This window comes from Rhodoligotrophos sp. CJ14, from assembly GCF_038811545.1.
Taxonomy (GTDB): Bacteria; Pseudomonadota; Alphaproteobacteria; order Rhizobiales; family Im1; genus Rhodoligotrophos; species Rhodoligotrophos ferricapiens.
Genome location: NZ_CP133319.1, coordinates 2,654,395 through 2,679,382 on the forward strand (window position 1 = coordinate 2,654,395; position 24,988 = coordinate 2,679,382).

At 65.4% G+C, this 24,988-nt stretch carries 23 protein-coding genes; 18 read left to right on the forward strand and 5 right to left on the reverse strand.

The window, feature by feature from the left end; translation table 11 throughout:
- The 4 genes from drmD to RCF49_RS12350 form a co-directional block, all read right to left on the reverse strand.
- Nucleotides 1-3,210 (reverse strand): DISARM system SNF2-like helicase DrmD, encoded by a 3,210-nt coding sequence (gene drmD / locus RCF49_RS12335; protein WP_342640181.1) that lies wholly within the window; start codon nucleotides 3,208-3,210, stop codon nucleotides 1-3.
- A gap of 965 nt (nucleotides 3,211-4,175) precedes the next feature.
- Entirely contained in the window at nucleotides 4,176-5,453 is a 1,278-nt protein-coding gene (locus RCF49_RS12340; protein WP_342640182.1) for a hypothetical protein, read from the reverse strand.
- Nucleotides 5,450-5,803, reverse strand: coding sequence for a hypothetical protein (locus RCF49_RS12345; protein WP_342640183.1), 354 nt, complete (start codon nucleotides 5,801-5,803; stop codon nucleotides 5,450-5,452). Before RCF49_RS12345 ends, RCF49_RS12340 begins: the two co-directional genes overlap by 4 nt.
- Nucleotides 5,803-6,366, reverse strand: coding sequence for a hypothetical protein (locus RCF49_RS12350; RefSeq protein WP_342640184.1), 564 nt, complete (start codon nucleotides 6,364-6,366; stop codon nucleotides 5,803-5,805). The genes RCF49_RS12345 and RCF49_RS12350 overlap by 1 nt, the downstream gene beginning before the upstream one ends.
- A 157-nt stretch (nucleotides 6,367-6,523) precedes the next feature.
- Here RCF49_RS12350 and RCF49_RS12355 point away from each other — a divergent pair, with 157 nt between their 5' ends.
- Genes RCF49_RS12355 through RCF49_RS12375 form a run of 5 tightly spaced genes read left to right on the forward strand, consistent with a single transcriptional unit; the run spans nucleotide 6,524 to nucleotide 13,396 of the window.
- Nucleotides 6,524-7,285, forward strand: coding sequence for an ImuA family protein (locus RCF49_RS12355; RefSeq protein WP_342640185.1), 762 nt, complete (start codon nucleotides 6,524-6,526; stop codon nucleotides 7,283-7,285).
- Nucleotides 7,200-8,723 (forward strand): DUF6504 family protein, encoded by a 1,524-nt coding sequence (locus RCF49_RS12360; protein WP_342640186.1) that lies wholly within the window; start codon nucleotides 7,200-7,202, stop codon nucleotides 8,721-8,723. The genes RCF49_RS12355 and RCF49_RS12360 overlap by 86 nt, the downstream gene beginning before the upstream one ends.
- Nucleotides 8,720-11,989 (forward strand): error-prone DNA polymerase, encoded by a 3,270-nt coding sequence (locus RCF49_RS12365; protein ID WP_342640187.1) that lies wholly within the window; start codon nucleotides 8,720-8,722, stop codon nucleotides 11,987-11,989. The genes RCF49_RS12360 and RCF49_RS12365 overlap by 4 nt, the downstream gene beginning before the upstream one ends.
- A gap of 44 nt (nucleotides 11,990-12,033) precedes the next feature.
- Nucleotides 12,034-12,543 carry a hypothetical protein gene (locus tag RCF49_RS12370; protein ID WP_342640188.1) on the forward strand — a complete coding sequence of 170 codons (510 nt, stop codon included), beginning with the start codon at nucleotides 12,034-12,036 and terminating at the stop codon, nucleotides 12,541-12,543.
- Nucleotides 12,536-13,396 (forward strand): hypothetical protein, encoded by an 861-nt coding sequence (locus tag RCF49_RS12375; protein WP_342640189.1) that lies wholly within the window; start codon nucleotides 12,536-12,538, stop codon nucleotides 13,394-13,396. Before RCF49_RS12370 ends, RCF49_RS12375 begins: the two co-directional genes overlap by 8 nt.
- A 34-nt stretch (nucleotides 13,397-13,430) precedes the next feature.
- On the opposite strand, the gene RCF49_RS12380 is transcribed toward RCF49_RS12375, so the two are convergent.
- Nucleotides 13,431-14,021, reverse strand: coding sequence for an SOS response-associated peptidase (locus RCF49_RS12380; protein WP_342640190.1), 591 nt, complete (start codon nucleotides 14,019-14,021; stop codon nucleotides 13,431-13,433).
- 60 nt (nucleotides 14,022-14,081) lie between these two features.
- Here RCF49_RS12380 and RCF49_RS12385 point away from each other — a divergent pair, with 60 nt between their 5' ends.
- The 13 genes from RCF49_RS12385 to RCF49_RS12445 all read left to right on the forward strand — a co-directional run bounded on the left by RCF49_RS12385 (nucleotide 14,082) and on the right by RCF49_RS12445 (nucleotide 24,860).
- Entirely contained in the window at nucleotides 14,082-14,588 is a 507-nt protein-coding gene (locus tag RCF49_RS12385) for an SOS response-associated peptidase (protein ID WP_342640191.1), read from the forward strand.
- Between the two features lie 205 nt (nucleotides 14,589-14,793).
- On the forward strand, nucleotides 14,794-15,990 hold the full coding sequence (locus RCF49_RS12390) for a DUF932 domain-containing protein (protein WP_342640192.1): 1,197 nt from the start codon (nucleotides 14,794-14,796) through the stop codon (nucleotides 15,988-15,990).
- Nucleotides 15,991-16,163: 173 nt separating this feature from the next.
- The gene (locus RCF49_RS12395; protein ID WP_342640193.1) at nucleotides 16,164-18,272 is read left to right on the forward strand and encodes a ParB/RepB/Spo0J family partition protein; all 2,109 of its coding nucleotides are present in this window, start codon (nucleotides 16,164-16,166) and stop codon (nucleotides 18,270-18,272) included.
- A 6-nt stretch (nucleotides 18,273-18,278) separates the two neighbouring features.
- Nucleotides 18,279-19,106 (forward strand): DUF7146 domain-containing protein, encoded by an 828-nt coding sequence (locus RCF49_RS12400; RefSeq protein ID WP_342640194.1) that lies wholly within the window; start codon nucleotides 18,279-18,281, stop codon nucleotides 19,104-19,106.
- A gap of 295 nt (nucleotides 19,107-19,401) precedes the next feature.
- The gene (locus tag RCF49_RS12405; protein WP_342640195.1) at nucleotides 19,402-20,331 is read left to right on the forward strand and encodes a DUF2493 domain-containing protein; all 930 of its coding nucleotides are present in this window, start codon (nucleotides 19,402-19,404) and stop codon (nucleotides 20,329-20,331) included.
- A 142-nt stretch (nucleotides 20,332-20,473) separates the two neighbouring features.
- Nucleotides 20,474-20,935, forward strand: a complete 462-nt coding sequence (locus RCF49_RS12410; protein WP_342640196.1) for a hypothetical protein — start codon at nucleotides 20,474-20,476, stop codon at nucleotides 20,933-20,935.
- Nucleotides 20,936-21,500: 565 nt separating this feature from the next.
- Nucleotides 21,501-21,824, forward strand: a complete 324-nt coding sequence (locus RCF49_RS12415; RefSeq protein ID WP_342640197.1) for a DUF736 domain-containing protein — start codon at nucleotides 21,501-21,503, stop codon at nucleotides 21,822-21,824.
- Between the two features lie 204 nt (nucleotides 21,825-22,028).
- Nucleotides 22,029-22,304, forward strand: a complete 276-nt coding sequence (locus RCF49_RS12420; protein ID WP_342640198.1) for a helix-turn-helix domain-containing protein — start codon at nucleotides 22,029-22,031, stop codon at nucleotides 22,302-22,304.
- A gap of 105 nt (nucleotides 22,305-22,409) precedes the next feature.
- The gene (locus RCF49_RS12425; RefSeq protein WP_342640199.1) at nucleotides 22,410-22,667 is read left to right on the forward strand and encodes a DNA -binding domain-containing protein; all 258 of its coding nucleotides are present in this window, start codon (nucleotides 22,410-22,412) and stop codon (nucleotides 22,665-22,667) included.
- Nucleotides 22,668-22,790: 123 nt separating this feature from the next.
- Nucleotides 22,791-23,015, forward strand: a complete 225-nt coding sequence (locus RCF49_RS12430; RefSeq protein ID WP_342640200.1) for a transcriptional regulator domain-containing protein — start codon at nucleotides 22,791-22,793, stop codon at nucleotides 23,013-23,015.
- A 217-nt stretch (nucleotides 23,016-23,232) separates the two neighbouring features.
- The gene (locus RCF49_RS12435) at nucleotides 23,233-23,562 is read left to right on the forward strand and encodes a DUF2285 domain-containing protein (protein WP_342640201.1); all 330 of its coding nucleotides are present in this window, start codon (nucleotides 23,233-23,235) and stop codon (nucleotides 23,560-23,562) included.
- A 133-nt stretch (nucleotides 23,563-23,695) separates the two neighbouring features.
- On the forward strand, nucleotides 23,696-23,971 hold the full coding sequence (locus tag RCF49_RS12440) for a helix-turn-helix transcriptional regulator (protein ID WP_342640202.1): 276 nt from the start codon (nucleotides 23,696-23,698) through the stop codon (nucleotides 23,969-23,971).
- 10 nt (nucleotides 23,972-23,981) lie between these two features.
- Entirely contained in the window at nucleotides 23,982-24,860 is an 879-nt protein-coding gene (locus tag RCF49_RS12445; protein WP_342640203.1) for a replication initiator protein A, read from the forward strand.
- Nucleotides 24,861-24,988 lie beyond the last annotated feature (128 nt).

Below are 24,988 nucleotides of genomic sequence, written 5' to 3' on the forward strand. Positions count from 1 at the left end.
TCAGTTACTCTTCGGCCAGAGGTGCACGAGGCCGATGATCTCCAGCCGGTCGGCAACCACATCGTAGCTGCGCCGCACCCGCTCCGGCTCCGTCGCGGTCTCGCGCGCAAGGCGCTCATACTTCGCCTGCCAGCGGCGGCGGTCGCGGCGCGCCTGCTCGGCCTCGCCCTGGTCGAACTCCAGGCTGAGCTGCCGGTCATCGAAGGCCGCCTCGCGTTTGGCGATGCGTTCGCGCTGCTCGACGAGAAGCTTGCGCAGGGCTTCCGCCTCCTGCTCGCCGACGGCAACGAGCTCGCGCGCAACCTCCGCGCGCCGGGCTTCTGCGCGTCGTTGCAACTCCGGCTCCAGATCGCCGGCGTCACGAATCGCGGAGGCACGCAACCTCTCGATGATTGTCGATGACGGTGTTCTGTTCTCGCGCAGCGCCTGTTCGAGCTGATCGAGCGTTGCCTCCTCGCCGCGCTCGCCGAAGGGACGTAGCGGGCTGGTGCGCCGATCCGGCTCGGTCCAGGCCGCCGTCACCATCAGCAATTCCTCATGCAGGCGTGCGGCGCCCGGTCCATAGAGCGCAAGCCGGCCGATCAGCACGACGCGCGGCTGGGCGCCCGGTCCGATGATCGAGCACACGCGGCTCAGACCGCTCGTAAAGCCCTGACTCAGAAACCGCGACAACAGACGGCGCACCAGGCGATGTTCGAGATGGACTTGCAGAACGTCGGGAGCATCAACACCGGTCGCCGGATCGCGCGCCGGTTCGAACGCGATCGCCCTCAACGGTGTCTCTGCGCGCCAGACCTTCAGCTTTTCCCTCCGGCCGCGGCGGCGGACACGAAGATCGTCGAGCGCCTCCTGCCACCCGCCGTGCCCAAAAACCGATGCGGCGGGATCGAGCCGAAACAGTTCGGTGCCGCCGATCTTGCCAGCGCGCGTTGCATCGAGCGAGGCTCCGGCTCGGCCGAGCGCCGCAGCCACAACCGCTTTCAGGTCCGCCGATTCCACGCCCACACGCTTCCGGGAATCTTCGAGCAGCTTGCGCATTCGATCGAGCTCGCGCGCCTCACGCTGGATGCGCCGCTCCTCGCGGTCGTCCATCTCCTCTCGGGCTTTGGCGACGCGCGGGTCCTTCTCCAATGCATCGATCTCCCCCGTCACACGCGCATCGCGCAAGCCCTTGCGGGCAAGCAGATCTGCGATGCGGTCCGATAGCACTTGTCCGGCCGAGCCGAGCTGCCGGTGAATCCGTTCAGTCTTCTCGACAAGGACTTCGAGCACCCGATCCTCGGGGCGCTGCCGATAGACAAAATAACGGCACCACACCTCGGGCGACGGCTGGAGCTTGCGATCGATCCGGCCATTGCGCTGCTCCAGTCGCGCGGGATTCCAAGGCAGATCGATGTGGATCAGGTCGTGGCAGCGCGCTTGCAGATTGATGCCCTCGCGCGCCGCATCGGTGCAGATCAGGATGCGAAGCGGATCGGTGGCAGGATCGGCATTGAAGCGCCGTTTCAGCTCTTCGCGCCGATCGGTCGAGGTCGCGCCCGTGAAGCAGGCAATGCGGTCCTCCGGATCGAGGTCGTGCAGCGCCTCTAGCAGCCGTCGTTCAAGCCAGCGACGGGTGTCCTCGTATTCCGTGAAGAGGAGCAAGCGCCGATTGGTCCAATGGCCAGCGGCAGTCATATTTTCTCGAATCCAGGCGGCGAGCTTCACGATGCGGGCATCAGGCCGGTTGGCATAGCGGCGGGCAACGTCGAGCATCTCGTCAACGAGCGCCTTGTCGCCGATGCCTGTGTCGATCGCCGCGACCACCTCGTCCTCCTCTTTGGTGATCTTCGCCTCGGCCTCCGCCTCGTCTTCGGGCTCGTCTTCCAGCTCCACCGGCTCAAGCAGCGAGGCGACGGGTTCGATGGTCGGCCCATCCGAGAGTCGCTGTTCGAGCCTGCCGCGATGTTTTTCGAGTGTGCACGTGAATGCCGCGATCGACGATAGCAACCGCTGCTGCAAGCCGACCATGACCAGCCGCGAGCGCGCGACTGCGGCAGGCGGCAGATTGCGCGTCTGCTCGGCGACGAGCGCGTCGTAAGCGGCAAGCTTGTTGGCGAGGACGAGTTCCGGCGCATCGGGCGGCAGACCGTCGATCACGATGGCTTCGACACGCCGGGTCGGGAAATTTTCACCGAAGCGCTTCAGGTCTGATTTCAATCGCCGCACCATGATCGGCGCCAGATCGTCCGGCCGCACGTCAACGCCGGCCGTGAACCGCTGGGGATCGAGGATTTCGAGAAGACTCGCGAAGGAGTTCGAATGCCCGTTGTGGGGTGTCGCCGTAAGGAACAGGCGATGCTCGAAGCGCTCCGCAAGCGCGCGGATCGCGCGCGTGAACTGGCTATCGACGGCATAGCGCGATCCGGAGGCGGGCGCGGCGTGATGCGCCTCGTCGAGGATCAGCAACGAGCGCGCGCGAAACTCACTCAACAGATCGCGGAGCCCGGCGGTGTATACTTCGTCGGTCACCAAAGAATGAGACAGTAGGAATAGCGAGCCCGAGGCCCACGGGTTTACGGCGAAGCCGCGTTCGCGCCGAACGGCTGCGAGATACTCGCGATCGATGATCGTGAATGCGAGCCCGAACCTGGCCTGGAGCTCGTCCTGCCATTGACGGGTCATCGACGGAGGCGCGCATACCACGACGAAATCGACGCGCCGTCGAAGAATAAGCTCACGCAGGATCAGACCGGCTTCGATGGTCTTGCCGGCGCCGACATCATCCGCGATCAGCAGATTGACGCGAGGCAGGGCCAGCGCCTTGGCAAGCGGGACCAGCTGGTACGCGTCGAGGTGAATGCCGGCCCTGAATGGCGCCTGGAGGAGCTGCCTGTCGGCCGCGGTCGCCGTGTTCCAGCGGATTGAGCGCAGGTAGGCCGAGAACACCTCCGGGTCGTCGGTCCCGGGGTTTTCGAACACGGACAAGTGGCTGTCCGCGACAACGGAGGCGTCGACCTCGTCGCGCCACAGCACTTCGAGTGTCTCGCCCTGAGCGTCGTCATCGATGCAGGCGAGCCGCGCGCGAACGAGCGCATCTCCGCCCGTCACGCTCTCCACGAGCCAAAGGCGGGTGCGCACCTCGACGAAATCACCGGGCGCCGGAACAGAACCGCGATCCCCCACCGTACCTTCGTAACTAATCTTAGCCCCCTCGAGCACTCGAACCATTCAGACTTTATAGTGGCGTCAGACAGAGGAAAGAAGGGAAAGCCAGCTTTGGGTCGCAATCCATGTATTTTGCGGGTCAAGGCAATCGACAGCGTGTCCAGTCCAGCGAGCAGCCGCGGCTGCTGTTTCGATTCCCGCGGCCCAAGCTCTTTCACCTAAACGGTGCTCATGCGCCGGCAATAATCTGCTATAAAGGACAACCGGGGGCGTGGACGATTTCCGCAGACGATTGAGACACAAGGCGCACACCCCGTCACGCAACGAGGTCCGGGGTGAGCGATGCTCAGGACAGAGACCGGGAGCTGATCGGCGACTTTGCAGGCGCCGACGATCTGCTTTGGGCGGCGCAGACTGGCCGCCTGGAACGGCTTGGCCGCGTGCGCGTCCTGCGCTCCGGCCGGATCGGTCCGCTCATTGAAATCCTCATGGCCCGCCGCGCGGATACGGCGGCGCTCGCCGATGTGACCTTGGCCGCGCCATTCGCGGCCTCCGTGGAAGCGGCGCTCGAAAAAAGGGAGATCAGCGGCACGGGCTTTGAGGCTCGATCGGGCACCTTCCCACTCAGCCGATATGCAGCCGAGGGCGATGGCGCCGATCTCTGGTCGCTCTGGAAGATGCGGGCCGAACAGGCCGCCATGGCGTCAGGCTTTCCCAAGCCGCTCGCCGCCGGAATCGTCGGCGCGGTGGGCGAATTGCAGGACAATGTCTTCTGCCACAGCCGCCGGCCGGAAACGGGAATTGCAGCCTATGCGGCGACGGCGGGCGCGTTCGAGGTAGTCGTCGCCGATGCTGGGATCGGCGTGCTGGCGAGCCTGCGCGAATGTCCGGACTATGCGCCGCTGCGGGACGCCGGCGCCGCGCTCAAGCTGGCGGCCGAGGACGGAAACAGCCGGTTCGGACGCGCCAGCGGACACGGATTCGGTATGGGGCAGATGTTTCGGGCGCTGGCCAATCATGACGGCGAGCTACGCTTTCGCAGCGACGACCATGCGCTGACGGTCCGGGGCCACAGCCCGAGCCTGCAGGGTCATGTCGAGCTGGGCCACAAAGCTCATCTGGGCGGGATGACGATCAGCGTGCTCTGCCGGGCGCCGGCTGGGCTGCACGAGAGCGCGTGACGGCCTATGGACCACGACGCGGCGCAGGGTATGCGCGGCGCGGATCGTCGCGATGTTGTGCCTGAGGAGATCGTCGATCGGCGCGCCCTTGGGTGTGCGCATACGGATCCAGCGCAGGCGGCCCGCCTCGGTGATGACGGCGCTGCGGCGCTTCAACGCGCGGCTGAAGGCGTCACTCTCGACGAGCACGACCTGACCGAAGCAGGCCCGCAGGCGCGGCAACATCTGGACGCCGCCTCGAACGACCAGCGTCAGCGGCCGTCCGGCGCTGAGCGCCAACGCGCAGAGACGCTCAACATGCCAATCGATGCGGCCGCGATAGCCGGCGCCGGTGCCGAACTCGAAGGCTACGCACTCGACTTCCGGCCGCTCGGCGATGAAGCGGGTCCAGCGCTGATAATCGAAGTCGGTCCGGGCGTTGAGATGGAGCGCGGCGGGAATGCCGCCTGCCATGAGCTCGGCCCAACTTAAGCCGATCCGCTTGATCCCGTGCAGGTTGTCGGGCCGCGGCACGTTGAGGAACACGCTGAAGTTCGGCGCCGTGACCAGCGCAATGCCGAGGTCACGCAGAGTCTGGATCACGCGCGCGCGGTCGGCGAACGCCCACCACGCTTCGACTTTCACGTCACGGGCGACGCCGCTCGCAATGACCGTGGAGTTTTCGGGGATGAGGAAGCGCGCGGCGAGCTCCGCCCGAGTCCGCACGAGCGGCTCGCCGGTGCCCATATGAAAGAGCGCATAAAGCGGGACTGCGACGACAGGTTCTCCGAGCGTCTTGATCCGGCTGTATTTGTGATCGATCAGCGGCACCAGGTCGGGAAGCGGCGGCCGGGCCACCGGGGCGACGCGGGGAATGGTGGCGAGATCGAAACCGTCGACTTCCTGCAACCGCTCGAAGAAGGCGTGCGGCTTGCGGCGGCAAACCATGTCGCACTTGCTGCGGTCGGCGCACGAGCATAGGTCGCCGCAATCGAAGATCCCGGCATCGGTGTGCAGGCCGCCGCACTGGTCGAAATCTGGGCAGCCGCGGCATCCCAGCGAGCGCGGATTGCGCGTCGCATCGTCGTGCAGACGGTGTGACGGGTGGAAATCGTGGGTGGGTTCGTGCGGGGGCCGGAGCTTCATTTGAGCTTGAGCTCCGCGCTGTCGCCGAAGCTGCCGATCCGCTCGACCGTCGCGGGCATCATGCCGTGACAGGACTTGATCGTCTGGGCGAGCCCCGCTGGCGGGTTGACTATCCGGGCGATCTCACGATGTCCGTCGAACACGACGAGATCGCTATCGCCGCGCGACTGGATTAGGAAGGCGTCGCCCGCCTTTGCCGCGCAGCCCGGGACCAAAGTTGCCGTGATGGTCTGGCTGACGTCGCCGATCTGCACGTCGAGGAGCGATGGCGTTTTCAGCCGGTCCAGCCCCTTCGCCCACCGCTTCACATAGGGTTTGCCAGCGGCGCTTCGGATGTAGTCGAGGCCCATCAGCTCGTCTCCAGGACAGGAGTGAAGGTCTTGGTTTTGCCGCCGCGCCGCTCGATGAGGAGGCCGCGGGCGGCGAGGTTGGAGAGCCTGTTGTTCCAGGCAGTGGGGCCGACCCCGATCTCCCCTTTGCTCTCGGCGGCCAGGGCCGGCGCGCTAGCCGATCGTAGCTCAAGGACCCGCTCGAAGGTGGCGCGCTGCACTTCATCCAACTCGCCGAGCAAGCGTGCGTTAACCGGACGGCCCGTGTTCAGATCGCAGGCCAACAGGGCATCGGCGCGATGGCGCAAGAAAAAGGTGAGCTCTTCGGCGACGGCGTCGTTCGGGTTGGCGATCACCGGGTAGAGGTTAGGCAGGGTGGATCGCGCATAGTCGCGGAACGCCACGACGCTCTCGCGTAGGAAGGAGGCGGTCGCGACGCGGACGCCGGCGAAATCGAGGAACGCCGGCTCCGGCTCGTTCGGCGCCGGCGCGTGGGCAACCAGTTTCCCGAACAGCCGCCGTCCCTCCTGCGCTCCGGACAGGATCGGCTCGTGACCGGCAAGCTCGCTAATCGACAGAAGCACGACTCATTATCCTCACTGTGCGCAGTGAAGATGGTGAGCAAGTCGTTTGCTGTCAAGCCCGAGAATCCGGAAATTGCGCAACTTATTGGCTCATTGACTCTTGCAAGGATGAGAACAAACATAGAACGATTCTCAACCTAGTAGCATTTCAAGGGGTATGAGCACGCCCGCCGGCCGTTTCACTGTGTCCGAACTTCGAGAGCGAATCGCCCGCTTCGAGGACGGCAGCGCGCATGCTCGAACGGTGCTCCCCTTTGGAATTCCCGATCTCGACGCCCGCCTTCCGTCGGGAGGACTGGCCCTCGGCGCCTTCCATGAGGTGGCGGGAGGCGGCAACGGCGCGATCGACGGCGCGGCTGCTGCGCTCTTTGCTGCCGGCGTTGCGGCGCGGACCAAGGGCAAGGTGCTGTGGTGCATCACGCGGCCGGACTTATTCGCCCCGGCGCTGGCGCAAGCCGGACTGGCGCCGGACCGTGTGATCTATGTCGAGGCGGGCGACGACAAGACGGTGCTCGCCTGCATGGAAGAGGGTCTCCGGCACGGCGGCCTCGGCGCCGCGGTCGGCGAGGTTGCGCGATTGTCAATGACCGCCTCGCGTCGGCTTCAGCTCGCCGCCGAGGGAAAGAGCACCATCGGCATCGCGCTGCGGCGCTGGCGGCGACAGACCGAGGCGGCGGATTTTGGACAACCGACAGCGGCGATGACGCGCTGGCGCGTCTCAGTGCTGCCATCGACGCCGCTACCTGTTCCCGGCGTCGGGCGGCATCGCTGGCTTGTCGAACTCATCCGCGCTCGCGCGGGTGAAAGCGCAGATTTCGAGTTGGAGGCGTGCGATGACACGGGTCGTCTCGCTCTTCCTGCCGACCTGGTCCACCGACCGGCTGCGGCGGAAGGCTGGCGACGCGGCGCCTCCGGCTGAGGCGCCGCTCGTTCTGATTGGCCGCGAAGAAAGCAGGCGGGTGGTGCTGGCGGCGGACGCCGCGGCCCACGCCGCCGGCCTTCATGTCGGCATGCCGGTCACGAAGGCGCAGGTTCTCGTGCCGGGTCTCATCATTCAGGACGCCGATCCGGCTGCGGACACCGAAGCATTGGAGCGTCTCGCAGCCTGGGTTCTGCAGCGCTTCGCGCCAATCGTCGCGGCCGACCCGCCGGACGGCATCGTCATCGACTCGACCGGCGCCGATCATCTTCATGGTGGCGAGCCGGCAATGCTCGACGCGCTCATCGGCCGGCTGTTGATGTCGGGCGTCGCTGCGCGTGCGGCCGTCGCCGATAGCTGGGGTGCGGCCCATGCGCTGGCGCGCTATGTCGCGCGACCGACCTTCGTCGCCCCGCTCGGACACGGCGCATCCGCCATCGCCCATTTGCCGCTCGAAGCAATACGTCTTCCAGCCTCAATGTCGGCGGACCTGCGCGTTCTCGGTTTCGAGCGCGTCGACGACATTCTGGCGCAGCCACGCGCCCCAATGATCTTGCGGTTCGGGCCGGAGCTCGGACGTCGCCTCGGCCAAGCTCTCGGCCAGAGCGCCGAACCGATCGAGCCCATCCGACCGCCAGATCTCATCGAGGTGAGACGCGCCTTCGCTGAGCCAATCGGTGCGGTCGAGACGATTGCTCGCTACATAGGCAAGCTCGCTATCGACCTCTGCACCGCGCTCAAGGATAAAGGCCTTGGCGCGCGACGACTGGACCTCTTGTGCCACCGCGTCGACAACCGCGTTCAGGCCGTGCGGGTCGGCACCGCGCAGCCGGTGCGGGACAGCAAACGCCTGACCCGGCTGCTCTGCGATCGGATCGAGACGATCGATCCGGGCTTCGGCATCGAAGTGATGACGCTGGCGGCGACCATCGCCGAGCCGCTCGCGTGCCGGCAGCTCATCAGCTCACTGGTCGAGGAAACGGCGCCTGATATCTCGGACCTCGTGGACACGCTTGCCAATCGCGTCGGCGAGCGTGCGATCTACCGAATCGCGCCGGTGTCGAGCGATGTGCCCGAGCGTTCGGTACGTCGCATACCTGCGATGGCGCCCGACAACGCCGCGACATGGCCGAACCACTGGCCGAGGCCTGCACGCCTGCTCGCTCGCCCGGAGCCGATCGAGATCGTCGCGCTCCTGCCGGATCATCCGCCGGTCTCCTTCACCTGGCGCGGCATTCGTCGCCGAGTGAAGCGCGCGGACGGTCCCGAGCGTGTGTTCGGTGAGTGGTGGCGGCGAGACGCCGAGCTCGCAGCCGTCCGTGACTATTTCCGGATCGAGGACGACGCCGGCGAGCGCTACTGGGTTTATCGTTCCGGCGACGGCGAGGATGCATCGACCGGCTCGCATCGCTGGTATCTCCACGGGGTGTTCGGATGAGCACCCAAAGCTACGCCGAGCTTCAGGTCACCTCGCACTTCAGCTTCCTCCGCGGAGCGTCATCCGCCGAGGAATTGTTCTCCCAGGCCGCCTTGCTCGGAATCGAGGCGCTCGCCGTAGTCGATCGCAACTCGCTCGCTGGCATCGTGCGGGCCCATGAAGCGGCGAAGGTGACGGGCGTGCGCCTCGTCGTCGGATGCCGTCTTGATCTCGCAGGCGGCATTTCGGTCCTGGTCTATCCGACCGACCGGCCGTCCTATTCACGCTTGTGCCGCCTGCTTTCGCTCGGCAAAAAGCGCGCCGGCAAGGCCAAGTGCCATCTCGAATGGAACGATCTCGTCGCCTATGGCGACGGACTGGTCGCGGTCCTGGTGCCCGACCTCGCCGATGATGAATGCGGGCTTCGTCTACGCCGCCTCCGTGAGGCCTTTGGCGATCGCGCCTATCTGGCTCTTACGCTGCGGCGTAGGCCGAACGATCAGCTCCGCCTTCACGAGCTCTCGAACCTGGCCGCACAGTTGCGCGTGCCGACCGTCGTCACCAATGACGTCCTGTTCCACGAACCCAGCCGGCGTATGCTGCAGGACGTCGTGACCTGTATTCGCCACAACGTGACGATCGATGATCTCGGCGATCGTCGCGAGCGTCACGCCGATCGCTATCTCAAGCCACCGGAAGAAGTGCACCGGCTGTTCAGCCGCTATCCCGAGGCCCTGGCGCGCACGCTGGACATCGTCGAGCGCTGCCGCTTCTCGCTCGATGAGCTCGCCTACCAATATCCCGAGGAGCGCGAGGATCCCGCGCTCACGCCGCAACAGACATTGGAGAAGCTGACCTGGGCCGGCGCCGCCGAGCGATATCCCGAAGGGCTTCCCGACAGCGTGCGCGCGATGCTCGAGCATGAGCTGCGGCTCATCGAGAAGCTCGGCTACGCTCCTTACTTTCTGACGGTCAACAGCATCGTCAGGTTCGCGCGCTCGCGCGACATCCTGTGCCAGGGTCGCGGATCGGCCGCCAACAGCGCTGTGTGTTTCGTGCTCGGCATCACCAGCATCGATCCGGGCCGCAACGACCTGCTCTTCGAGCGCTTCGTGTCGGAGGAGCGTCGCGAGCCGCCCGACATCGATGTCGACTTCGAACACGAGCGGCGCGAGATCGTCATGCAGTGGGTGTTCGATACCTACGGTCGCGACCATGCCGCGCTGTGCTCGACCGTGATCCGGTATCGAACGAAAGGCGCCATAAGAGACGTTGGCAAGGCGCTGGGTTTACCCGAGGACCTCATCCGCACGCTTTCCGGCCAGGTTTGGGGATGGTCCGAGGAAGGTGTTGCCGAGAGACACGTCGCGGAGCTGAACCTCAATCTCTCAGACCGACGCCTCCGCCTCGCGCTTGACCTCGCCCGCCAGCTCATGGGCGCACCGCGACACCTCAGTCAGCACCCGGGCGGCTTTGTGCTGACTCACGACCGCCTCGATGACCTCGTGCCGATCGAGCCGGCCGCGATGGTCGATCGGCAAGTGATCGAATGGGACAAGGACGACATCGATGCCTTGCGCTTCATGAAGGTCGACGTCCTGGCGCTCGGCATGCTGACCTGCATGAAGCGCGGCCTCGACCTCCTGGCTGAGCACAAAGGCGTCAACCTCGACCTCGCAACCATTCCCGCCGAAGATCCCCGTACCTACGCGATGATCCGCAAAGCCGACACGCTTGGCACCTTCCAGATCGAATCCCGCGCGCAGATGTCGATGCTGCCGCGTCTGAAACCGCGGACCTATTACGACCTCGTCGTGCAGGTCGCGATCGTCCGGCCCGGCCCGATTCAAGGCGACATGGTACATCCATATCTGCGCCGACGCGAAGGACTGGAGCCGGTTTACTATCCGAAGCCGGAGCTCGAGAAAGTTCTGGGCAAGACGCTCGGCGTTCCGCTCTTCCAAGAACAAGCGATGCGCGTCGCCATCGAGTGCGCCGGCTTCACGCCGGGTGAAGCCGACTTGCTGCGCAAGTCGATGGCGACTTTCAAGCACACGGGCGGCGTCAGCTCATTCAGGACCAAGCTTATCGAAGGCATGGTGGCCAACGGCTACGATCGCGACTTCGCCGAGGCGACGTTCCGCCAGCTCGAAGGCTTCGGCTCTTACGGATTTCCGGAAAGCCACGCAGCCTCTTTTGCGCTTATCGCCTATGCCAGCGCCTGGCTCAAATGCTGGCATCCCGATGTCTTCTGCGCGGCCCTGCTCAACAGCCAGCCCATGGGATTCTACGCGCCAGCGCAAATCGTCCGCGATGCGGTCGCGCACGGCGTCGAAGTGCGGCCCGTCTGCATCAACGCGTCGCGTTGGGACTGCACGCTGGAACCGACTGGGAATGATGATCGCTTCGCTGTCCGTCTCGGCCTGCGCATGGTCAAAGGTCTCGCCAATGCTCATGCGGCCGCGATCGTCGCGTGCCGGGCGGACCGGCCGTTCTCCTCGGTGGATGACCTGTGGCGCCGGGCCGGCGTTCCGGTCGCCGCGCTGACGCAGATCGCCGAGGCGGACGGGTTTCGTGCGTTCTTCGGCCTGGCGCGTCGCGAGGCGCTCTGGGCGATCAAGGCATTGCGCGACGAGCCACTGCCGCTCTTCGCCGCCGCATCCATGCGCGAGAACGACAGCGTCCTAGAGGTCAGTGAACCCACTGTCGCGCTACGGCCGATGACGGCCGGCCGTGAGGTGGTTGAGGACTACAGCCACGTCGGACTTTCGCTGCGCGATCATCCCGTGTTCTTTCTTCGCGACGATCTCCGCCGGCGTCGGATCGTCTCGTGTTCCGAGGCGATGCAAGCGCGCGACGGCCGCTGGCTCGAAGCCGCGGGAATCGTGCTGGTGCGGCAAAGGCCCGGCTCGGCCAAGGGCGTCATGTTCATCACGCTCGAGGACGAGACCGGGATCGCCAACCTCGTGGTTTGGCCCCAGGTGTTCGAGGCGAACCGCCGCACCGTCCTCTCTGCCGGCATGATCGCCGTGCGCGGCAGAATCCAACGCGAGGGCGAAGTCGTTCATCTCGTCGCGCAGCGCTTCACTGATCTGTCGGCCGAACTGGCAAGCGTCGGTGAGCGCGGCGCGCCGTTTCCCGTGCCGCATGGACGCGGTGACCAAGTCACGCACGCCGGCGGCCCCGATCCGCGCGAACTGCCGCCAAGACCGCTCCGCGGCCGCGACCTCATCGATCCCTATGGCCACATCAGCCAGATCAAGGTGAAAAGCCGGGACTTCCACTAAGCGGCCGTACTACCCGTCGCGCAGACGTTCAGCTACAGATTGGCATGACCAAGATCATGGAATGGCTCGAGGCAAGAGCGCCGGGGTTCAATCAGCTATCGCCTGATGAGAAGAGCGCCATCGCCGACTTCTCATTGCTTTGGAGCTTATTTGAAGCCCGCGTCCTCAGCACAAACGGCAGCGCGAGCGCGATATGCAACGCGGTGGACACCTGGCAGAAGGCGGGAGTGCTCGACACGGCCTTCCTCGACGAGGCGCTCGCCTATTTGCGCCAGCGCTATTTCGCCAACGGTGAGTTCACCTATCACTTCGATCACCTGCATCTCCGGAACAATGACCGGGAGCCGCTCGTGCGCGCCGTCATCAACGGTAGCGACAACGACCTAAGAAGCCGCGTTGCCGCTGTTCTCATCATCGTCTTTCGCTACCGAAACAACCTGTTCCACGGCGTGAAATGGCAATACAAGCTCGCCGGCCAGCTCGGCAATTTCACCACCGCGAACGCCGTTCTCATGAAGGTCCTCGAAAGGCATGGCGCACTTGCCGATGGATAGCACCCTTCCAGCCATCATCGACGTCTGGGACGTCGGCACTTTCGATTCGGACCTGCTCAGAGTCCTAGAATCGAACACGGACCTAATCCGCGCCTACTCCGACACGGACAAGCAGATCTTCCTGTCCTACGATCTCGGCCGCGATGCCGACCGACCGATGCTGCGCCCAGAGAATCCATACGCGGCCGAGTTCTACGCCCTGCTCGAAGAGATGGATCGGCGCATGGCGGCGCGCACCATCCGCGCATTCCACTACACGCGCCTGACCGACGAGGAAGTCACGGAGCTTCGCAGGTCTGGCGTTCACCTTTCCACACCGGAAACCCTGCGCCGCCGGCTTGACGCGCTTGTCGCGTCAGGCGGCTTCACCGCCGATGTTGCCGACCGGCTCTACGCCGAGAGTCCGTTTCACAGTGACCAGTGTCAGGCTCGGTCTGGCAAGTTCTGGATGGCATCCCATCCTCTTCCGGCTGACGACAGCGGGGTTGTGCCGTTGATGACGCATTGGGGCGGCGAAGTCGCGTCGATGTGGGTCCGCGATGTCGCTCTTTCCGCGCCACTCGCTATGCTCGGTAAAGCGCGGATCATCGAGATCGCGACACCGCTCGTTACCACGCGGCATAGCTACCCGGCCGGCAAAGCCGTCGTCGCGACTTTTGGACGCGCGCAAGGGGCCATACCGGAGAAGGCCGCGTTCGACCTTTACGTCAAAGAGCCGCTGCCGGCTGGAGCGTTGCTTGCCGTTCACACCGAAGGCGAGGCATCGTTCTTGTCGATGGGACGTACCTATCCCACCGGATTCATCGACGTCGATGTGGGTCGCTGGAAAGAACTCACCGGAGAAGATGATTGAAGCGCCACCCCCATGGCGATGCGCCGTCCTCTCATCACCCGACTTGCTCAACGCGCAGCGATCCCTGTGGGAGAGCCTTAATAAGCGACTGGGCCGACACCGAGGGATCGAGCCAGTCAGACCACGCGCCGCGCTCCAGGATCACGATCTGACGGTCATGATACGGAGCGATGTCCGGACCTGGCTCCATCGTCAGCATAGTGAAGGCCTCGCCTACGTCGGGCGTGTTGCGCCAAATCCCGGCGATGCAGAAAATACGCTCGTCCTTCTTCGTGAATAGCCACTTGTCCTTGCGCTTCTTCTTCGGGTCCTTGGGATCGGTGAACTCGTAGAATCCGTCAGCGACGATCAGGCATCGATTCGATGAGAACTCCCGACCCTCGGACCGGAAGTTATAGACCGGCCGCTTGTTTGGTCCGGGCCAACTCCATCGCCGCTGCACCATGTCGCCTTCACCGCGCGCGCCATCGACTGTCCGGATGATCGGCCCCACATCGGTGATCTTGATATCGTCGCGCGCCTCGATGTTGGGTCGGCCCTCGGCGAAGCGGATCTTGATCTTGAGATCGGCGAAGTCCTCGACGATGGAGGCGACGTCCACGTGTAGGCGATAGTCGTTGCACATCGTCCAAGGTCTCCTTTCCGAGTTGCGCGATATCACTGTTCTTGTTATGTTCGCATCCTTATGAGCGCAAGCGTTTTCGACTCTGAAGGATCGATCGGGCAGCGGCGCGTCGTCATCCGACGTAATGGCTGCGACGTCGAAATGGTCGAGTTGCCCTGGGGCCTTCAACCCCGCGAGCCGGGTGGTCGCGCCTTCACCGTCATCCGCGCAGAAGGGCGCACCTTTCCCGATCACCGCTGCCTCGTGCCGGCCTCCGAGTTCCGCCATCGGAGCCGCGGCAAGCAGTACGGCTTCTCGCTCGCGGACGGCGACTGGTTCTACTTTGCGGGCATCTGGCGGCCCGCGTCGCGCGAGTGGCCACAAGCCTACGCGATCCTTACGATCGAGGCGAATGAGGATATCGCGCCGTTCCACGATCGCCAGATGGCGGTTGTTCGCCGCGAGCACCGCATAGCCTGGCTCGATCGGACTTGCCGCGAAGATCAGCTCCTTCGACCACTACCCGCGGGCAGCTACAAGGTTTCGCGACTGCGGGACGAGCCGCGGCAGGCCGAGCTTACATTCTGAAATCCTGAATTACGCTTTTGCGTATCCGCGGATTTGAGGCTTTGGGGGGAAAGCCTTCCCCTGCGGCCGAGCCAATGTCTCGGCCGACCCCTTCTGCGGGGGAGACCCCGCAACGCCCCTTTAGAGTGAGAGTGCGGACCGGGTTCGCCGTGACGGGTTGAGGGCTGGAGGAGAGGCCTCCGGCGCCCGTCATGGAGATGACCCCATGACTCAGGTGGAGACTCTGAATGCCGCTCGCGACCGCGCTGCTGGCTTCAAGGTAGATGTCAGCCGCGGCGAGCGCGTCGGCCGGGTGTCCTCGGAATGGTTCTCGCGCCCCGGAGACGAGCGCTATCTCTCGTTATCGGATCTGTTTGCCGCGGTGCGCGGCCGTACCGAGCGCAGCCGTACGCGAACCGTGGAGAGCACAGCAATCCAGGTGGAGGCGAATCGCGATCATGCCGAGCGCCTGGCGCTGCTGCTGCCTGGTGCAGACACGCCCGTTGTCCCGACGCACTGGAGCTTTGGTCAGCTTGCGAGCCTGGTTGGCGCGCCGGCCGCCTACTTGCGCCAGCTCCCAGCCCCCCTCGCCGCCATCAACCTGCAGTACGGCCTGACGTCGCATCGCGCCGAGCAGGTCAAGACGCTGGAGATCGAGAACGGCCGCAGGGAACTCCGCGCCGTCACCGGACCGGACTATGGCCGCATCTTCGATCACGAGCTGGTCGCGGCTGTGCAGCGCATCGCCGGCAACGGCACGGGCGATACACGTTGGAAAGTGCCGGGCGTGCTCGACTGGTCGACGGGCATCTACAACCCGCGTGTCGACATCACTCAGGACACGACGACGCTCTACGCCTCCGATCGCGATGTGTTCCTCTTCCTGGTCGACGATCTCAATCCCATCGAAGCCGGCCGGCTGCCGGACGGCTCGCCGGACCTGTACTTCCGCGGCTTCTACTGCTGGAATTCCGAGGTCGGTGCGAAGACGCTCGGCATGGCGAGCTTCTATCTCCGCGCGGTCTGCCAGAACCGCAATCTCTGGGGCGTCGAGGATTTCGAGGAGATCACCATCCGCCACTCGAAATACGCCGCCTCTCGTTTCGCGCATGAGGCGGCGCCGGCGCTGACCCGCTTCGCCAACTCCTCGCCGATGCCGTTCATCAACGGCATGAAGGCGGCGCGGGAGCGGATCGTCGCCCGCACGGATGACGACCGCAGGGAATTCCTCCGCAAGCGCGGCTTCTCCAAGAGCGAGACCGCCAAGATCATCGAGACGGTGCTGGCCGAGGAAGGCCGCAAGCCCGAAAGCGTCTTCGACTTCGTGCAGGGCATCACCGCCATCGCGCGGGACAAGACCCACCAGGACGCGCGGCTCGATCTGGAGGCTCGGGCGAAGAAGCTGCTCGACCGGGCAGCCTGAATTCCGCAAAGCCGGGGATGCGGAAATCTGCATCTCCGGCTCCGTGCCTTTCCGCTCGTCCTGATCGTCGGTTCTGCGGCGCCGTCCTCAGAGTAAGAGGGCGGCGCTGCGCTTCGTGACGGGTTGGAGGCCGAGAGAGAGGCTTTCGGCCGCCCGTCGCGGAGTACATCACCATGGCTACTGCTGCGAAGAAGATCACCTTGTCGCCCTCGCGCGACATTCCCTTCAACAAGCTCGTGCTCAGCCAGTCGAACGTCCGGCGCGTGAAAGCCGGTGTCTCGATCGAGGAGCTGGCCGAGGACATCGCCCGCCGCGGCCTGCTTCAGGGCCTCAGCGTCCGACCAGTCGTTGATGAAGCCGGCGTCGAGACCGGCATGTTCGAAATCCCGGCCGGCGGTCGGCGCTACCGCGCGCTCGAGTTGCTGGTAAAGCAGAAGCGGCTGGCAAAGACCGCGCCTGTGCCCTGTGTCGTGCGCGAGGGTGGCATCGCTGAGGAGGATTCGCTGGCCGAAAACGTCCAACGTGCGCCCCTCCATCCGCTCGACCAGTTCCGCGCCTTCCTCGTGCTGAAGGAGAAGGGCCAGTCCGAGGAGGAGATCGCCGCCGCCTTCTTCGTCTCGGTCAACGTGGTGAAGCAGCGGCTGAAGCTCGCCTCCGTCTCTCCGAAGCTGCTCGATGTATACGCCGAGGACGGCATGACGCTCGATCAGCTCATGGCGTTCACCGTCTCGGGCGACCACGAGCGCCAGGAGCAGGTGTTCGAGCGTCTACAGCACTCCTACGACAAGCAGCCTTACGTCATCCGCCGCATGCTCACCGAAGGTGCGGTGCGCGCCTCCGACAAGCGGGCGCAGTTCATCGGCATCGACGCTTATGTTGCAGCCGGTGGCATGATCATGCGCGACCTCTTCCAGGGCGATGACGGTGGCTGGCTGCAGGACGTCGCGCTGGTCGACCACATGGTCGCCGAGAAGCTGACGGAGGAAGCGGACAACGTCGCCGCCGAGGGCTGGAAGTGGATCGAGGTCGCGCCTGACTTCGCCTACGGACATACTTTCGGCCTTCGCCAGCTCCGCGGCGAGCCTGTGCCACTCACGTCCGAGGAGGAAGCGGCCCGCGACGCCTTGCAGGCGGAATATGACCGCCTCACCGAGGAGTACGCCGACGCCGACGAGCTGCCGGAGGAAGTCGATGAGCGAGTCGGCGAACTCGAAACCGCGCTTGAGAAGTTCGAGTCGCGGCCGCTCGCCTTCGATCTGGCCGAAGTAACGCGCGCGGGCGCGTTCGTCAGCATCGGACATGACGGCCGGCTGCGCGTGGAGCGCGGCTTCGTTCGCCCGGAGGACGAGCTGCCGCCAGAGCCGGAGATCAATCCGGCTGCTGATGAACAGGCCGTCTCCTCGGCAGCGGCCTACGCCAGCGGCGACGATGTCGTGATCACTGGCGAGGCCATGTCTGAGTCCGAGGAGGACGACGGTTTGTCGCCCATCTCCGACCGGTTGATGACCGAGCTGACCTCGCATCGCACGCTCGGCCTGCGCCAGGCGCTCGGCGAGCGGCCGGATGTCGCCTTCCTGGCAGCCTTGCACGTCCTGACGCTCAAGACCTTCTACCACTACGGATCGGACAGCTGCCTTGAGCTGGATTTGAAGAGCGTCAGCTTCGGTGCGCAGGCGCCGGGATTGAACGACAGCGCCTCAGCCGCGGCGATCCGTGCTCGGCACGAGAGCTGGGCGAAGGCCCTTCCGAAGGAGTCGGCCGACCTCTGGGAGGCACTCCAGGAATGGGATGGTGACAGTCAGGCCGGTCTCTTCGCCCACATCGTCAGCCTGTCGGTCAATGCGGTTCATGAGGCCTGGAATCGACGGCCGCGGGCGCTCGCGCACGCCGATCGGCTCTCGCAGGCGGTCGAGCTCGACATGGCGGCAGCCGGGTGGAAGCCGACCGTGGACAACTTCCTCGGCCGCGTCACCAAGGCCCGGATTCTCCAGGCCGTGGCGGAGGCGAAGGGGCAGCGTGCGGCGGATCGCATCGAGCACCTGAAGAAGGGCGACATGGCGACGGAAGCGGCAACGCTGCTCGCGGACAGCACGTGGCTGCCCGAGCCGCTCCGCACTCCAGGCGGTGAATCGTTCGATACTTCAAAGGCCGAAGCCACGCCGACCCCCACGGCCGGCGAACAAACGACGGCAGAAGGCGGCGAAACGGCTATGGCCGACCAAACCACGTCGGACGAGAATGATGCGGACGACCACCTTTCCCACGCGGTCGCGGCCGAATAACCGTCAATGACTTGCAAGACTGGCCCGCTCCGCGAGAGCTGCGGTCTCGTCGACTTCAAGGACGTCGCCGACGAGGCCCGGACCTTCCTCAGCATGCCGTCGCCCGAACCGGAGCCTCGGCAGCATCAGCGGCAAGACCCGGCGCCGCACGGCTCACCCGAAGCGGCACGCCGCCTCGTCAAGATGTCGCAGCCGATTATGGGCACAATCGTGGAAGCGTATCTCCGCGAACGCGGCATTACGGATTTGCGCGGAACCGGAAGCCTGCATTACCACCCGCGCTGCTACTATCGCCCTGACGAGCACTCTCCGACTGAGACTTGGCCGGCGATGATCGCCGCAGTCACCGACCTGCGCGGAAAGATCACCGGAGCGCATCGCACCTGGCTCGATCCCCGTCGCCAGGACAAGGCGCCGATCGACACGCCGCGACGGGCGCTGGGCGATCTTCTCGGCAATGCGGTCCGCTTCGGCCTCGGCGGCGAGGTCATGGCGGCCGGTGAAGGCATCGAGACCGTGCTGTCTCTCCGCCAAGTCCTGCCCGACATGCCGATGCTGGCGGGGCTCTCGGCGGCTCATCTCGCCGCCATCCTGTTCCCCGACGCGCTGCGACGGCTCTACATCGTCCGCGACAACGATCCGGCCGGTGACGGCGCGCGCGACAGCCTGATCGAACGGGCGAACGCGGCGGGCATCGAGGCCATCGTCATCTCGCCCGAGCTTGGCGACTTCAACGAGGATCTCCGCATCCTCGGCATCGAGGCTCTCCGCACAGAGACGCGGATGCAGGTCGCGCCGCAGGACGTCGCCCGCTTCATGGCGCTGGCGGCATAGCTGGCGAGTGAATGGGGTAGCACGTATCGCCGTGCCCGCCGGGATGCAGCGAACCGTCGAGGAGGACCGCGCCTCGGCCTTCGAGAGGGCGATCGGCCCACAAGCGGGCCGGCCGGGCAATGGCGGCGGCCGACTATTTTCCGGCGGCGCGTACCGCGCCTTTCCATCGCGAGACAAAATAGTCGGCCTTAGCCATCGAGCCCTCCGCTCGCGCTCCGGGTGCCTGTCCGTCCCGCCCGTGGGCTTCGTCGCCATGAAGGCCGCGACGGTCGCGGTCCAACCGACGGAGCATCCCATGAGCGAGCACGACGACTACGAACCGCACCACAGCGCGTCACCGACCGACCACGTCCTCACCGAGCTGCAACTCTACGGCTTCCGCCCTTTCAGGGACGAACCCGATCCGCGCCCGCTTCCCGAGGGCAACTTGGTCGCCGGCGGCATCGCCGACATCTTCGATGCTCTGGTCGCCACGCTCAGCGACACACGTCTCGAACCCGATCTCGAAGACCTGCTCTGGTCGACCACCAACGTCTTCCATCGCGCCGCTGACCGCATCGCGCGCGAGCTCGACGACAACGAGCAAGCGCAGCGCCGCAGCCAGCGCGAGCAGGACGGCACCGAGGTCAAGTCGGTCGAGCTGGAGCGGCTCATCGCCGAGGGACAGACGCTCATCGAGCGCCGCGACGCCTTCGAGCTGATGCGCGACCAAGCGTGCGACCATTTCGAGCGCCATACCGGCTCGGCCTGGCGGCCGCGCAACGGCTCACTCGTCAACCACCGGGCGATGACTGCGGCGATGATCGACAGCCGCGACTTCCTCGCCGCGAAGAAGCGCGCCGAAACCGAGGTCATGCTGCCGCCCGGCCCGAAGGTCGCGCTCAGCGGCGGGCTCGACTTCAACGATCATCGGCTGATCTGGTCCAAGCTCGACCAAGTGCACGCCAAGCACCCGGACATGGTGCTCATGCACGGCGGCTCACCCAAGGGCGCCGAGCGCATCGCCGCACGCTGGGCCGATCACCGCCACCTGCCGCAGATCGCCTTCAAGCCGGACTGGACGAAGCACGCCAAGGCCGCGCCCTTCAAGCGGAACGACGCCATGCTCGCCGTGCTGCCGATCGGCGTCATGGTCTTCCCGGGAACTGGCATCCAGGACAACCTGGCCGACAAGGCCCGCAAGCTCGGAGTTCCCGTCTGGCGCCACGGCGACAAGCCGAAGTGATAGCCCTCACCACGTCCCGGAATCAAATCGCCGCGGCGATTTCAACTCGCGGCGGCGTGCCATTTTTTGCTATTCTCTCCACCTGCGCCGTGGTGGTGGTGGAAGGCGCGACCGTCAGATGCTTCTCACGGAGGCCACCATCATGATCGTCGTCAGTATTCTCGCCAGTATCGCCGCCATCGGCGTAATCTGCTGTCTCTTGTTCTACCTTGCCGTCTATGCACTGCCGCTGTTCGCCGGCGTGACGGCCGGGGTGTGGGCATACGGCACCGGCGCTGGCTGGCTCGGCGGCATCGCCTTCGGGTTCATTGCCGGTCTCGCAACACTGCTCGTCGGCCACCTCCTGCTAACGTTCGTGAAGCCTCTCTGGCTCCGCTTCATGATCGCAGCGGTCTTCGTGGCGCCAGCGGCCATCGCCGGCTATCACGCGACACATGGAATCGTGAAGCATACGATGCCCTCGGAAACGTGGCAGGTCGCCTTCTCGGTGGTCGGGGCCGTTGTTGTCGCCATCACAGCCTTCGCCCGGCTCGCAACGCTGGCCCCGCCCGGCTCGGCCGGCGAGAGCGTGGCCCGCGCCTGCCGCCATTCCTCAGTGGCATGACCAGATCAGGCTGTAGCCGCGACTCCACCTCGTCGGTTGGCAATCCGCTGCGCGCAAGGACTGCCCGGATCGGGCTGAGGCATTGGTCGCTGGTCACGTCGACACGCAGAGCCAGGGCCGCGCATAAACATTGACGCCCGCGAAGACAGAGGCCGAATCGCTTGCCACTTCGCTTCTCATCGGGAGCGTTGATGCGGAGGATCTGATCGCCTCGACATGGTGAAGCACTCGCCGCAGTCGCCGTCGTATCTCTGCGGTTGCGCGACAGGGTCGCCTAGTTCTCCTTGACCCTTCTCTGTCTGATCGAGCGCTCCAACCGGCCTCTTTGATGGCCTGATCTGGCCGAAGGCCGGCTTCGCCTCGACCGCCTATGCCGCAATGGCGCCGATCGACTTTCTTCCCCTGGGCTACGCCCATTCCTCGCGAAACAAGAAAGTCTCGCGGCTGCCATCCTCCGCTGCGCTCCGGCCTGCGCGCAGGTGCGGCGTCGATCGCCTCCGGCCAACCGATCGCCATCGAGGCCGCAATGGTGCGGGCTCGAAACATCAGATCAAGGAGAACTACCATGGCGACCATCGGCACCTTCAAGAAGTCCGGCAACGAATTCGTCGGCCAGATCGTCACCCTCAGCGTCCAGGCCAAGAACGTCCGCATCGTCCCCGAAGCGAACCGCTCGGGCGAGAACGCCCCCAGCCACCGCGTCTTCGCGGGCCGCGTCGAGATCGGCGCCGCCTGGGCCAAGCGCTCCAACGAGGGCCGCGACTATCTGGGCCTCAAGCTCGACGACCCGTCGTTCACGGCTCCCATCTACGCCAATCTCTTCGACGACGAGGAAGGCGAAGGCTACAGCCTGATCTGGTCCCGCCCGAACCGCCGCAATGGCGAGTGAGGCGCGAGCCCCCAGGCCCCGCCCGGTCAGACCGGGCGGGGCCTTCTCCCTTCAGGGCGAGCGGCAGGGCGACCGAATCAGTTCAGCCTGAGTCGATCAACCACCCGTCTTTAGGCGTCTTTTTTGCTCGCCTCGCCAGCCAAGAACGACTATTTTAGTCGTAGTTCTGGCGCGCTCGGTCGGCCCGGTGGGAGGTGATCATGCATGATCACCGCCCGACAATCGCGGGCCGCTCGCGCGTTGCTGGGATGGACGCAGGAAACGCTTGCTGACCGGGCCCTTGTTTCGCTGACGGCGCTGAAGCGCCTCGAATCCGGTCATCGAGCCGTCTACGAGTCGACGGAAGATCAGGTCCGTCGCACGTTGGAGGCCAACGGCATCGTGTTCCTGTCGTCCGACCAGGGCGAAGGAGTGATGCTTGTCCGCGCGAAGGTCGGCGCCCTCGATAGAGCTCAACGCCGCGCAAAGGTGCGGCGATAGCCGAAGCGCTCGGCGCACGGCCAATGGTCCTATTGCGCCGACCGCCAGCCCGCGTAGGGTTAACAAACCGTTGCACCGAACACGTCTCGACCGTCGGGGGCCTAATTGACATTACAGGCATTTGTCGACCAGCCGCCGCAAAGCACGGTGCTCACGAGTTACGACCGCGCTCACATGAAGCTCTACATGCGGCTGCTCGACGCGGAAACGGACGGCGCGGATTGGCGCGAGGCCGTCGCAGTCTTGTTCGGCATCGATGCCGGAAAGGAACCCGAGCGCGCCAATCGCGTGCACCGGAGCCACCTCGCGCGGGCCCGCTGGATGCGTGAGCACGGATACCGTCAGCTCGTCCGCGAAGGCTGACATCAAAGCGTGATGTTATCCTAACATCACGCCTTGCACGTTCGCCGACTTCCCACCATCGACTCAACCCGCGATCGTATTCCTCCTTCGCACGCGCCCGGCCAGCGGTCGGGGGAGGAACACATGGGTCCCGACACATCGCGCTGGCGCTCCTCCGAAACCTACGACTATCTCGATTGTCTCATCGCCCCGGATCTCGCCTGGGAATGGCTGAGGCGCAACCCAAGCTATCAACGAGATTTTGCCGAAAGCGAGCTGTGCTCCGCCGCCGCCCAGCGTTTCGCGGAGCTGGTCCGGCCGCGCTGGGGGCTGCGCTTTCGCGATCGACCCTTCTCTCGCCGCCACTGACACGACTGTCTTCTGGACACCTGACGCCGATCCGGGCACCGTCGTTCTTTCGCCGGTCCCGCCACAGCTCGCGATCGAGAGCGCGTTCCCGCCGGACCTCGATGCGAGCACAGCCCAAGCAGGCTCCGACGGGCTTAGCATCGTCCACGGCCGTGGCGCGAATGTCATTCGCCTCTTCCTCGCTCCTGGTGCATCGCCACGGACCGAGTTGGTTGCGATGGTTGCGCTCGGCGCCGACGGTCTCGACCGCCTCGAAGCGGTCGGCCGCTTCTGGCGCGCCGTCCATGGAAGGCGCGTGCCTGCCGACGCAAGGCTGACGGCTCAGCAACGGCGGCGGCTTCGCCGAATGCTCCAAGCTGTTGATGGGCACCATAAAGGCGCAAGCTATCGCGAGATCGCTGAGGCCATCTTCGGCCCTGAGCGCGTTGCGGACGCACCATGGAAGACCTCTGCCCTTCGCGATGCGACGATTGATCTCGTGAAGGACGGTCTGGCGCTGATTGCTGGCGGCTATCGTTCCCTGCTGCGTAAGCGTCGCCGCTCATAACCTCCAGCCGCTGCTGGGGGTGCGATTTTAGCACCCGCATCTTCGCCATCCCCCCAGGCAGCTTGCCTCCGCCACCGTGGCCTTCGCTCGCCGGCACTCACCGGCAACCTGAACGAACGCCCGGAGGTGCGACATGACGAATCTCGCCGGCTTGCCGCCACGCTTCTTGCGGACGCCGGAAGCCGCCGACTTCCTCGGCCTCTCCAGCCGGACACTGGAGAAGCATCGCACCTACGGCACCGGGCCGGCCTATCGGAAGCTCGGCGGGCGCGTCGTCTATGCGATCGACGACCTCAAGGCCTGGGCCGACCGCGGCGCGGTCACCTCGACATCCGACCCGCGCGGCTCCGTGCTGCCGGCCAAGCGCCACGACTCGGCCTCGACGCAGGCCGGTCGCAGCCGTCGTTGAGAGGCGCGGCATGTCCTGGGCGCGACGCCATAGCGAACGCGAGCAGCTCGATCTTTTCCGGGCGCTGCCCGGCGATCTAGCGCCGCGCGACGCACAGGACCTCATGGCCTATCCGTTCTTCTCGCTCGCCAAGTCGAAGCGGCTGGCGCCGATCGACTTCAAGGCCGGCACCATCGTCATCCGGGTCGAGGCGGTCCCGGAGCACGGCATGGCGACGATCTGGGACGCCGACGTGCTGATCTGGGCAGCCTCACAGATCGTCGAGGCGCGCGACCTCGGCCTGCGGCCGTCGCGCCTGATGGCGGCGACGCCATACGAAATTCTCTCCTTCATCGGCCGCGGGGTGAGCGCGCGCGACTACGACCGTCTAAAGGCCGCGCTCGACCGCCTGCAATCGACCACCGTCGCGACCTCGATCCGCCAGCCGACCGAGCGGCGGATGCACCGCTTCTCCTGGATCAACGAGTGGAAAGAGCGTGCGGACGCGCACGGCCGTCCGCTCGGCCTCGAGTTGATCGTACCGGACTGGTTCTTCGCCGCTGTCCTTGATGACGCGTTGGTGCTGACGATCGACCGCGCATACTTCCGTCTGACCGGCGGGCTGGAGCGCTGGCTGTATCGCCTGGTCCGCAAGCACGGCGGTCGCCAGCACCACGGCTGGAGCTTCGACGTCGCCTATCTTCATGCGAAGTCCGGCAGCCTCTCGCCGCTCAAGCACTTCGCCTACGACCTGCGCGAGATCGTTCGGCAGCAGACGCTGCCCGGCTATCGGCTGACGATCCAGCAGCCGCCGGATGCCCCCGAACGCCTCTCATTCGCACCCATTAATCCCGCTGTCCTCGCTTCGCTGGGGCAACGCGGGACCTCGCGCGCTGGGGATAAGCTGTGAATCGCCTCGTGCTATCGAGGACCGAATCTATCGTGCCATCGGGGACCCGAACCTCGTGCTATCGGGGACCGGAATCATGGAATCCGGGCGCGGATTCAAGACATTGCGCGCGCCGTAACTCTTCTAAC